Consider the following 10,445-nt stretch of genomic DNA (forward strand, 5'->3'; position numbering starts at 1 on the left):
TTATAATTACTCAATCATTAATTATCTGGATATGGAGGGCATTATATGGCTAATAAATCCAGGAAAGTATTTTTAATTAAGACAGAGAATAGGGATTATGGAATAAATGAATTAATGGGACAATTTAATTTAGATGAATTTGATGGAGATAAAGTTGCAATAAAAGCAAATTTTAATAGTGCAGACCCATTTCCTGCATCAACCCATATTGATACCGTGCGTGCAATAGTAAATAAGCTTAAAGAAATGCATGTGGATGAAATAGTGCTGGCTGAGCGAAGTGGTATGGGAAATACTCAAGATGTGCTGGAAAAAATGGGAGTATTCAAACTATCGGAGGATTTAGGTTTTAAAGCTGTGGCACTTGATAAAGAGGATAAAGGAGAATGGGTCAAGATTGAAAGAGATGGAATGCATTGGCTTAAAGGATTTTACATTGCAAAGCTATTCCTTGAGACAAAGAGAATAATTCAGACATGCTGTCTTAAAACACATAGATTTGGAGGTCATTTCACATTATCACTTAAAAATTCTGTGGGATTAATCGCAAAAAGACTTCCTGGAGGATTATATAATTACATGGCTGAACTGCACATGTCCCCATATCAAAGGCAGATGATAGCTGAAATTAACAACCATTACCATGTTGATTTAGTGATAATGGACGCGATAAAGGCATTTATAAACAAGGGGCCTGAACAGGGAAAACTTGCAGAACCAAATCTGCTTCTTGCAAGCAGTGACAGAGTGGCTTTAGATGCAGTAGGTATTGCAATTTTAAGAAATTACGGGGTTGAAACAGATATAGCAAAGGGAAAAATATTTGAGCTTGATCAGATCAAAAGAGCCTCTGAGCTAGGATTTGGAGCCCAATCAGCCCATGAAATAGAATTAATTCCCCTTAATGACGAAGCTGAATCAGATTTAGAGAATATAAAGGAAATCTTTAAAAATGAATAAACTCTCTTTTAAATTATATCAGGGAAGTAAAATTTATGCCTAAACTTCATGAACATAAAGTAAAGGTTAAAAAAGATATTGTAGTTATTGAGCCCCACAGACCTAAAATAACAGAAAAAGTTTTCTTTCTTATTTCGGGGATAATAGTAAGTGTACCCATGACACTTCTCTTTGGAACACTTACAAGCAATTTTTTAGGTAATATATCAGTTATTTTTGCAAATATTCTTTCAATTATCATTTTTACACCATTTATTGAAGAATTTGCCAAAGCATTTCCGCTTTTTTACAGACATGGGGAAACTCAAAGGTCAATTTTTATTTTAGGGTTTCTTGTGGGTCTTGGGTTTGGAATATCTGAATTTTTCCTTTATATTTTTGTTTTTGATGTGCCTTTTCCATTAAGACTGCCTGGAATTTTATTCCATGCATCAAGTACTTCAATAGTTGCTTATGGTATTGCTAAAAAGAACCCTTTAGCGTTTTATTTAGTTGCAGTAGGTTTACACTTTTTAAATAATTTTTCAGCTATTTTTGAGCTTGGATCTCTGGGTATTATCGTTGCAAATTTAGGAGCTTATTATTTATCCTGGCGTTTTTATAATGAGACTTCAGAAAGGTTTATTGATGAAAATTTGAATGAATTTATTTAAAAAAATAATTAATTTCAGAATAAATAAAAAAAATTAGATTTAATAATTAACGTTAATGAAAAATTAATTTCAAAACTTTCAAAAATCAAAGCATTTGAAAATTTATAATTTTCGCATGCGTCCCATTCAAAGAATTTGGGGGATTTCTGCAGCCAAAATCTAAATTTTGACAGCTTAAAAATTAAAACTAATTATTGTGCTATTTCAGCAAATGCGAAGTTTCTTCTTGTGGAAGTGACTCTAATTTTAACTTCATCGCCTAATTTTGCTCCAGATACAAAAACTACAAAGCCTTCTATTCTTGCGATTCCGTCGCCATCTCTTCCAACATCTTCAATTTTAACATCGTATTCTTCTCCTTCGTTTAAAGGAGCAGAATTTCCTCTATTTGAGTAATTATCTCTTCCGTAACTATTTTTAAACAATTTATTCACGTCCTAAATACAGCCATAAAAATGGCCTGTATTATTGTTTAATTTAAGAGTATATAAATATATGCAATTATTTTTAATTTTTAAATGAAATATTATTTTTATAAAATTAAAAATGAAAAAATAAAGCTAATTTTTGGATTTAAGTTTCCAAAAATTAATTTTTAAACCAGTGTTGAAAAAAAGTTTATCTTCTATCACATAAGAGGATGTTTCCAGTTCCTACATTTTCTGATTCAACTTCACGAATTATTGTAACCATTGCTTCAACTGGAAGTCCCATTATTTTACTTGCAGTTTCAGAAAATTCTTTTACAAGTTGAGCTTTTTGCTCTTTACTCATTTTTGGCCCTTCTATTGTAATTACAGGCATATTAAACCTCCTCCAACATATATTATTTTTTTTATCCTATAAAGAATTTATTATTTGTTTAAATTTTTCCATTTCTTCATTTAAAGCTTCTTTAAACATCACTACAGAACCATAAACTACAAAAGAGGGCATAATTTCAAGACCTGTTAATTCAAGAATATTATGCGTAATATGTCTAAATATTTCATCTAAATCTTCATGAGGATTTTCATAAGAATATAGATCTTTATTTGCGTCTGTTGTAAATGATAACATTGCTTTTTTACCTTTTAACGTCATTGTATCGTACAATTTCTCTCCATAACAAGAACAATACTTTTATCGTTTCCAACTTCATTTTAACTCTTTTTTAATACATTCTGTACAGATAAAAATACAGTCCTTATTTTTGCATTCACTGCATTCAACTACTTCGACAATATGGTCTGTTTCTGTCTCACATTCCGGACAGTATTTCTTTTTTAGTTTTTCTGCCAGTTTTCCCATTTTATCACCACTTTCAAAATGCAAGATTTTAATTATAATAATTATATAACTATTAATATTAATTATGGTTAGATGGAGGGAAATAATGAGCAAAATAGCAGTTTTAATTGGGCCAAAATTTGAAGATGTTGAATATATAAAACCATCACAGGCATTTAAAGATGCGGGGCATAAATTAACACATATTGGCTTTAAAGAAGGACAAACTGTAGATGGAAAAGAAGAAAAAACAAGAGTTAGAATAGAAAAATCAGCAGTAGATGCCTCTACTAATGATTACGATGCATTATTTATTCCAGGGGGTTGTTCTCCTGATAAATTAAGAGAAAACGAAAGTGTAGTTAATTTTACCAGAGAATTCGTAGAAAGTGGTAAACCAGTATTTGCCATTTGTCATGCGCCTCAACTTTTAATAACTGCCAAAGTAATAGAAGGACGTGAGGTAGCTGGCTGGAAATCAATAATAGTGGATATAGAAAACGCAGGGGGAAATTATATAAATAAAGAAGTAGTTGAAGACGGTAATATAATCTCCAGCCGTGGACCTAACGATATACCCGCTTTTATTGAAAGTTCTTTGAAAAAATTAGCATAAGATTTACTTTTTTTCTTTAATTTAATCAAAATAGTTGTTTAGAATTAAATTTCATCTGTAATGTCTGATAAAATGGACATTCCCATAATAATCTGTCCTTCGTTATCTCTAATTGGTTTTGAACTGGTACTTATAATTGTTGTGGTACCATCATTTTTTAAAATAGCGATTTTTTCATCTTCTATTTCCTCACCCATGACAATAGAACGTATTAAAGGCCAATCTTCAGTTTTAAGTTGAGTTCCATCGGGATAAAACCCTTTAAAGGGGAATATATCTTCCATATCTCCTTCTTTTAAAAAACCATCAGAAATCTCTTCAAATTTTTTATTTTTAACAAGGTGACTTCCGGAAGCAGCATCTACAATGATTATACCGTGGAGTAATTGATCTATCAAGGTATTAAACTTGTTTTTTTCAATTTCAAGGTTCTTAATAGCGTCAATTAGTTTTTTCTCCGTTTCTTTATGGGCTTTTATTTCATTGTTTAATTTTTCTTCAGTCTCAATTAATTCTTCTTCGTGCCATTCAATTAACTTTCTAAGGTCATTATGAGTTTTCATCAATTCTTTTTCAATTTCTTTACGTTCAATAGCATAATATATTGATCTGGACAATAATTTACCGTCAATTTCCCCTTTAATCATATAATCCTGGGCACCTTCACGCACAGCCCTAACTGCAATTTCCTCATCATCAAAACCGCTTAATATAACTATTGGTATATCTGGAACCTGATCATAGGTTCTTATGAAAGTATCAAATCCCCAGCTATCTGGAAGGTTTAAATCAAGCAATAAAACATCAAATTTAGTATTAAAAAGCATCTCAAAGCCTTTTTTTAGTTTATTGGCGTGTTTCAACTTAAATTGAATATTAGGAGTATCCCTTAACATTTCCCTTATAATAACAGCATCTTCGGGACTATCTTCAATTAATAAGATATTGACAGGCTTATTTTTCATGATATTTCTCCATTATTTTTAGTTTTTTTAAATACTATTTTAATCATAAATCATCCCATTTTTCATGCAGTTTGGAAAATATTTTAGCAAGCGTAATAATGTCCTGTCTGTTATGTTCAATTATAGGAATTAATGGCCCTATATTTCCAGTTTTATTATAGACTTTGTAAAATTCAGGAACAAGGCCGCTGGGTATGTCGTCTTCTCTTTCAATACCAAATATATGTTTTTCTATTGTGGTTAATTTACAGTTTGGTAAATTATCACTCCATGCACGCCTTGAAAAATGGAGTAAATCGAAATGAGGTTTATTAATATCTTTTTTTACACCATAATGCTTCATTCTGTTAAAAATAAAAGGCATATCAAATGTTTGCCCGTTAAAGGTTACATAAACACTTTGAGAATCAACATGGGTTAAAAATGATGCTAAAACCGCATTTTCCTCTTCCAAATTTCGAGATAAATATTGATTTACCTGTATTTCATTACCAGTAACTTTAGCAACACCTAAAAGTATAATGGGTCTGTTAAAAAAGCCCAGAGTTTCTATATCTAAAAAGATGAAATCTTCATTATCATTAAAACTTGAAGAAAACAGGTTAAGTGGATGTGATTTTGGATACCAGTTTGAGATCCAGTCTGATGCTTGGCAGGTATCACAATTATCAAGGATATTTAACAGTTCTCTTGCCTCTCTGGAGAATTTATCGTGATTACACAAGTCCTCAATGGTGCAGTATCCATCTGCACGTAATTTTTGTTCTCTTGCCTCTCCTATTCCACTTAATAATTTTAAATCAGATAAAATTTTGTTTTTAGCCTTATCAATGTGTAAAGTAGTCAATTTTATTTTGGATCGGTTTTCTATATTACCGCATGGTCCGTATTCAGTATGAAACTCCTCTACATTTTCTAGATCATCAATGCTCTTCCCTTCGTATGTTTCAAGTAATTTCTTTTTTAACTTTATTGCATCTTCATATTCATCAGTAGAATTTTCAAATAGGGATTCATGTGTTATCATATGTTTCATATAAAAATTTTATGAATATAGTATTTAAGGGTATTTATAAGTTTCTTTATAATACATATTACTATGTTATAAATTTGTTGTTAGTATTTAAAAAAAGAATTTAATTTTCCTGTATTTTTAAAATGTATATTGATATTTTTAATAAATATTATTAAAAACTTATTATATAATTTAACATGAAATATTTAATCACAAAAGGAGATGAAATTATGGTCTATGTGCTTGGAAAATTAAAAATCGAGAATTATAGTAAGTGGAAGCCTGTTTTTGATGAAAGAGCAGTTATAAGACAAGAATATGGTGGTTATGAAGCTCATCTCTTCCGTAATTTCGATGATCCAAATGAGGTAGTAATTTTATTTAAATGGGACAATTTCGAAAATGCACATAAGTACTTTGAATCAGAAGCTCTACAAGAAGCTCTAAAAAATGCAGGTGCAAAAGAGATAAGAGTTACTTATCTTGATGAAATAGCAAAAACAATTTAGATATCGAGGTTAAATTTACAATATTGTTTAATGGGAAAATAACTATAATTCTAATATCTTAAAGCGATTCAAATTTACTTCGTCATATATAAATATAGCGAAGTAAAATTACTTAAAAGTACACAAAATGTGTTCTTAAAAACCAGAAATCAGTTTTAAATCTAATAGACAAAAATAGCCCTATTTACATGTATACATATATCCCAAAAACAATATAATCTGCATATAGTAAATAAAAGAAGTAATTATTTAAAAAATTTGTATTTAAGATCTGTAAACATGTAGATATTTACCGAAAACAGTATGGAAGAACTTGGTAATAATACCTTCGCTGGTTAAATCATTGTCATAGTCATATTTGCCAATAATTACTGCGGCAAGATTCATAATAATTCTAGAAGTATTAGAATCGGGATTCTTTACTAAAATAGAATTTCCAGATGCCGATGCTTTATTAAGTTCTAAATCTTCAGGAATAATAGAAAGTATAGGCACATTCAGGATAGCTTCTATTTCCTCAGGTGTTAAAAATGCATTATGGGTCTGTCCTTTATTGACCACTACGCCCAAAATGTCTATTCCAATTTTATCTGCAACTATCTTAGTTTTTAGAGCATCGCTAAGGGATGTAACTTCTGGAGTAGTAACTAAAATTAATTCTTCAGCAACATTAAGGGCAGCAAGAGCATCTCTTTCCAAACCACCAGGAGCATCAATTAATAGGATATCAATATCTTCAACAAGAGTTTCAAGGACTTCTTCAAGCCTTTCCAATCTCATATCTTTTAAACCATGAATTGATAATCCTGCTGGAACAATTTTAACCCCGCCAGGACCCTCATATATGGCATTAGTAATTATATCGTTACCTGCAAGAACATCCTGTAAAGTAACCGGTTTTCCTTCTAAACCCAGTACTAGTTCTAAATTTGCCATTGAAAGGTCTAAATCAAGTGTTACTACATCCTCTCCATGTAATGATAATGCAATACCCAGATTAGCAGCCAACGTTGTCTTTCCAACTCCACCTTTACCTGAAGCCACAACTATAACTCTTGTCATCTTTTCCACCTATGATCTTTATGAATTTGCATATATACTTTAGCATCACAGCTATTTTTATTCATATGGAATTAATGTGGCTATATTCACATAATATCTAATTAAAAATAATTATTAAAGCTGTATTTTTGAAAATAAGTATAAATTAGCTATTGATCTATATTATTAATTGTCTGGATGTGAAATAATGATTGAAAAACATTATAAGTTCATGAAAGAAGCAATAAAAGAAGCAAAAAAAGGATTTAGTGAAGGTGGGATTCCAATAGGTGCAGTTCTTGTTCATAAAGATGTAATCATTGGTAGAGGACATAACAGACTTTTGCAGAGTGGTTCATCTATTTTACACGGAGAAATGGACTGTATAGAAAATGCAGGGAGATTAAGAGGAAAAGATTACAAAAAATGCACTCTTTATACTACATTATCTCCATGTGAAATGTGTTCTGGAGTTATATTATTATACAAAATTCCTAAAGTGGTTATTGGTGAAAATAATACTCTTAAAGGCCCTGAAGATTATTTAAAGGAAAAAGGAGTTGAATTGATTAATCTTAATATGGATGAATGCATAGAATTAATGAAAAAATACATTGAAATTAACCCTGATATCTGGAACATGGAACTTGAAAGGGTTGGATTTTAGAATTTTAATTAAATTCACTAAACCAGCCTGTTTACGTATAATTATTCAATTTATTTAGAATACATCTAAGTTTATGACCCTTAAACAAAATATAACTTAGATTTAATTTTCAACTAAGCTTTAAGTATTGTTCAAAAACTATTCAGGCAAATATGCAAGTTATAATCTGACAAAAAACATTTTGATAAGCCTTAATTGATATTTATATCGTAAAATTGATAAATGGGGCTTTATTTTATTTAATAATTTTTAATAGTTATTTATATTCTTATTAACAGGCTTAAATTATATATTTTTAGTCATTAAACTGTTTTTTTATCTATTAATTATTTTATTCTACCATAAATGAGTATTGAGCAATGGTGAATTTTTTCAGCCATTATTTTTTCCACTTAATCAATAGATTTGAATAAATTAATAAAACATAAAGTTAATATTGATCTTTGTGAAGTTAGATCATCTGGCTTGATTAAAATTCTAATCTAAAATTAGTGGTGTTCATGAATAAAAATTTGATTATTTTAGTGCTGTTTTTTTTAATTTTTATTATTGTATTTCAAACTTATAATTATTATAAAAATACTGAAGAAACTATTGTGGTTGGTTATCTTCCAAGTAATCATCATTCTGCTTTATTTGTTGCAGAAGCAAAGGACATGTTTAAAAAAGAAGGTATTAAAGTTCATTTAGTCCCATTTAGAGCAGGCCATGAACTTATAACAGCAGCTGAAAGAGGACAAATAGATATTGGTTACTGTGGTATATCTCCAGTAACAAGTGCAATCGATAAAGGAATACCTATTAAAATCATTGCTGCAGTAAATCAGGAAGGCAGTGGAGTTGTAGTTAAAAAAAATAGTAATTTTAATGATATAACTAATTTGAAGGGTAAATCTATTGCAATACCTGAAAAAGGTTCAGTGCAGGATGTGCTGCTTGCTGATTTACTTTATAAAAATAATATCAGCAGTGATGAAGTACATATTGTAGAATCAGAAGTTCCTTTAATGCCTAAATCCCTGTTATTTAATAAATTCGCTGCTTTTATAGCATGGGAACCATATGTATCCGTTGCAAGATTTGAAGGAGATGGTGACGTGCTTATGTATTCTGGAGATATATGGAATAATCATCCCTGCTGTGTTGTAATAGCAAGGGAAGAATTTATCCAGAAAAAACCTGATTCCATTAGAAAATTTTTAAATGTACACATTGCAGCGACTGATTTTATAAACTCCAGTAAAAATGAAACAGCGTTAATCATATCCAAAAAACTTGGAACAAATATTGACGTTGAAAAAGAAGGCCTTAAACACGTTGAATTTATTGCCATACCTTCAAATGAATTTATAAGGAATTCTATCAGGTTCAGTGAGCTTCAAAAGCAATTGGGATATTTAAATGGAAATTTAAGCGGAACAGAAATGTTTGATCTTGAATATCTGCCTAGAACTGAAATACATATTAATTAAATTTATCTTCATCTGTTTTCCTATCTTCCCTGGTTAAAATTGAAAAAACAAAGATTATAATACTTAAAACTAACCCTACAATAAATGCATTATGAAATCCATTTAAAAGGATCTCTGTAGGGGCACTTAATTGATATGCGCCATTTAAAGGTACTCCCAATATTTCAGCTGTTTCAATATTTATAGTATAGTTGAATATTGAATTAAATACCACAATACCCATAACTAAGCCTAAATATCGTGCAGTATTCAATAAACTGGATAAAGAACCCCGTTTTTCATTTGTGCTGTGACTCATTATGAGTTTATTGTTTGCTGGAGTGAACATTCCTTCTGATATGGCCCTAATTCCAAGTGCAATGAAAATAAAGAGCATCCCAATAGTTTCATTAAAGAGAGTCAGTAAAATAACTGCAATAATTAATGAAATAACTGCAGCAATTGTTGGAATCCAAGATCCTATCCTATCAGAGATATAACCAGATAATGGACCTATGAATATGAATGAAAGGGATGGAAGAAGAATAATTAAGCCAGAAAAGTCTGAGGAATATCCCATAATAAGTTCGAAATAAAATGGAAGAATAAATATGCTTCCATTAAGAACCAAGGCGGCTAAAAATCCTGAAATTAAAGATAGAGCAATATAAGTATTTTTTAATATAGAAAGGTCAAATAATGGGTCTTTATGCTGGGATTCCCATATAAAAAAGAAAATTCCTGAAGTTAAAGATATGGAAAGAGTTAGAACAATTTCTAATAAGCTCCAGTTCATACTTTGACCAATATCAAGGGGTAAAATAAGGGTTAGAAGTGTGGTAAATATTAGAATTGACCCAATAACATCAAAATTCGTTTTTTGTTTGTTTTTTCTCGATTCAGGTAATATTATAGCACTGAGGATGATTACAACAATTCCAAGAGGAACTGTTACTAAAAATATCCAGTTCCAACTTCCATATTCATTTATAAGCCCACCAATTCCATAGCCAGAGGAAAGACCAAGTGTTGTTGTTAGGGAGATTATACCAAATACTTTACCACTCATATTTTGAGGTAAATGGACTGATATTATTGCAGGAGTCACTGAAAGCAACATGGCAGATCCAATGCCCTGGACAATCCTGAAAATAAGTATACTGGTAATATCAAGTGAGATACCACAAAAATAAGCGCCAAGGGTAAAAAGGGAAATCCCCGATAAAAACACCTTTTTATAACCAACAATATCACCAACTCGTCCGAAAATTAATAAAAAGCTTATAAGAACAATTAAAT

14 protein-coding genes are annotated in these 10,445 nt (G+C 30.3%); 6 read left to right on the forward strand and 8 right to left on the reverse strand.

All coding sequences use genetic code 11. The annotated features are described in order from the left end of the window. Positions 1–45 precede the first annotated feature (45 nt). Complete coding sequence (locus tag QMD61_09195) at positions 46–960, forward strand: DUF362 domain-containing protein (protein MDI6724804.1); 915 nt, start codon at positions 46–48, stop codon at positions 958–960. A 35-nt stretch (positions 961–995) separates the two neighbouring features. Then, the gene (locus QMD61_09200; protein MDI6724805.1) at positions 996–1,613 is read left to right on the forward strand and encodes a PrsW family glutamic-type intramembrane protease; all 618 of its coding nucleotides are present in this window, start codon (positions 996–998) and stop codon (positions 1,611–1,613) included. Positions 1,614–1,804: 191 nt separating this feature from the next. Here the strand turns inward: QMD61_09200 and QMD61_09205 are convergent, their stop codons facing one another. The 4 genes from QMD61_09205 to QMD61_09220 form a co-directional block, all read right to left on the reverse strand. Next, positions 1,805–2,038: a TRAM domain-containing protein gene (locus QMD61_09205; protein ID MDI6724806.1), complete on the reverse strand. Its 234-nt coding sequence runs from the start codon at positions 2,036–2,038 to the stop codon at positions 1,805–1,807. A 193-nt stretch (positions 2,039–2,231) separates the two neighbouring features. Further along, complete coding sequence (locus tag QMD61_09210; GenBank protein MDI6724807.1) at positions 2,232–2,417, reverse strand: tautomerase family protein; 186 nt, start codon at positions 2,415–2,417, stop codon at positions 2,232–2,234. Between the two features lie 36 nt (positions 2,418–2,453). Then, a complete protein-coding gene (locus QMD61_09215; protein ID MDI6724808.1) occupies positions 2,454–2,708 on the reverse strand; it encodes an NAD(P)H-dependent oxidoreductase in 255 nt (84 codons plus the stop codon). Positions 2,709–2,750: 42 nt separating this feature from the next. Continuing rightward, on the reverse strand, positions 2,751–2,903 hold the full coding sequence (locus tag QMD61_09220) for a hypothetical protein (GenBank protein ID MDI6724809.1): 153 nt from the start codon (positions 2,901–2,903) through the stop codon (positions 2,751–2,753). An 85-nt stretch (positions 2,904–2,988) separates the two neighbouring features. Here QMD61_09220 and QMD61_09225 point away from each other — a divergent pair, with 85 nt between their 5' ends. Next, a complete protein-coding gene (locus QMD61_09225) occupies positions 2,989–3,498 on the forward strand; it encodes a type 1 glutamine amidotransferase domain-containing protein (protein ID MDI6724810.1) in 510 nt (169 codons plus the stop codon). 44 nt (positions 3,499–3,542) lie between these two features. Here the strand turns inward: QMD61_09225 and QMD61_09230 are convergent, their stop codons facing one another. Both QMD61_09230 and QMD61_09235 read right to left on the reverse strand, forming a co-directional pair. Beyond that, positions 3,543–4,463 carry a response regulator gene (locus QMD61_09230; protein ID MDI6724811.1) on the reverse strand — a complete coding sequence of 307 codons (921 nt, stop codon included), beginning with the start codon at positions 4,461–4,463 and terminating at the stop codon, positions 3,543–3,545. A gap of 43 nt (positions 4,464–4,506) precedes the next feature. Then, complete coding sequence (locus QMD61_09235) at positions 4,507–5,490, reverse strand: ribonuclease H-like domain-containing protein (GenBank protein MDI6724812.1); 984 nt, start codon at positions 5,488–5,490, stop codon at positions 4,507–4,509. 218 nt (positions 5,491–5,708) lie between these two features. On the opposite strand from QMD61_09235, the gene QMD61_09240 reads away from it, so the two are divergent. Then, the gene (locus tag QMD61_09240; protein MDI6724813.1) at positions 5,709–5,987 is read left to right on the forward strand and encodes an antibiotic biosynthesis monooxygenase; all 279 of its coding nucleotides are present in this window, start codon (positions 5,709–5,711) and stop codon (positions 5,985–5,987) included. 264 nt (positions 5,988–6,251) lie between these two features. Here the strand turns inward: QMD61_09240 and minD are convergent, their stop codons facing one another. Next, positions 6,252–7,049, reverse strand: a complete 798-nt coding sequence (gene minD / locus QMD61_09245) for a cell division ATPase MinD (protein ID MDI6724814.1) — start codon at positions 7,047–7,049, stop codon at positions 6,252–6,254. A 187-nt stretch (positions 7,050–7,236) separates the two neighbouring features. Here minD and QMD61_09250 point away from each other — a divergent pair, with 187 nt between their 5' ends. Together QMD61_09250 and QMD61_09255 are read left to right on the forward strand one after the other, a co-directional pair. Further along, positions 7,237–7,695, forward strand: coding sequence for a nucleoside deaminase (locus tag QMD61_09250; protein MDI6724815.1), 459 nt, complete (start codon positions 7,237–7,239; stop codon positions 7,693–7,695). Positions 7,696–8,195: 500 nt separating this feature from the next. Then, positions 8,196–9,167, forward strand: a complete 972-nt coding sequence (locus QMD61_09255; GenBank protein ID MDI6724816.1) for an ABC transporter substrate-binding protein — start codon at positions 8,196–8,198, stop codon at positions 9,165–9,167. On the opposite strand, the gene QMD61_09260 is transcribed toward QMD61_09255, so the two are convergent. After that, positions 9,160–10,445 (reverse strand): MFS transporter (locus QMD61_09260; protein ID MDI6724817.1); only part of this gene is annotated, 1,286 nt, incomplete at its 5' end. The genes QMD61_09255 and QMD61_09260 overlap by 8 nt on opposite strands.

This window comes from Methanobacterium sp., assembly GCA_030017655.1.
Classification (GTDB): domain Archaea; phylum Methanobacteriota; class Methanobacteria; order Methanobacteriales; family Methanobacteriaceae; genus Methanobacterium_D.

Excerpts from the sequence above, each read along its gene's own strand:
- QMD61_09250 (MDI6724815.1), top strand. The coding sequence starts at position 7,237 with ATGATTGAAAAACATTATAAGTTCATGAAAGAAGCAATAAAAGAAGCA.
- QMD61_09230 (MDI6724811.1), bottom strand. The coding sequence starts at position 4,463 with ATGAAAAATAAGCCTGTCAATATCTTATTAATTGAAGATAGTCCCGAA.
- QMD61_09220 (MDI6724809.1), bottom strand. The coding sequence starts at position 2,903 with ATGGGAAAACTGGCAGAAAAACTAAAAAAGAAATACTGTCCGGAATGT.
- QMD61_09255 (MDI6724816.1), top strand. The coding sequence starts at position 8,196 with ATGAATAAAAATTTGATTATTTTAGTGCTGTTTTTTTTAATTTTTATT.
- QMD61_09235 (MDI6724812.1), bottom strand. The coding sequence starts at position 5,490 with ATGATAACACATGAATCCCTATTTGAAAATTCTACTGATGAATATGAA.
- QMD61_09200 (MDI6724805.1), top strand. The coding sequence starts at position 996 with ATGCCTAAACTTCATGAACATAAAGTAAAGGTTAAAAAAGATATTGTA.
- QMD61_09195 (MDI6724804.1), top strand. The coding sequence starts at position 46 with ATGGCTAATAAATCCAGGAAAGTATTTTTAATTAAGACAGAGAATAGG.
- QMD61_09240 (MDI6724813.1), top strand. The coding sequence starts at position 5,709 with ATGGTCTATGTGCTTGGAAAATTAAAAATCGAGAATTATAGTAAGTGG.
- minD (MDI6724814.1), bottom strand. The coding sequence starts at position 7,049 with ATGACAAGAGTTATAGTTGTGGCTTCAGGTAAAGGTGGAGTTGGAAAG.
- QMD61_09210 (MDI6724807.1), bottom strand. The coding sequence starts at position 2,417 with ATGCCTGTAATTACAATAGAAGGGCCAAAAATGAGTAAAGAGCAAAAA.
- QMD61_09225 (MDI6724810.1), top strand. The coding sequence starts at position 2,989 with ATGAGCAAAATAGCAGTTTTAATTGGGCCAAAATTTGAAGATGTTGAA.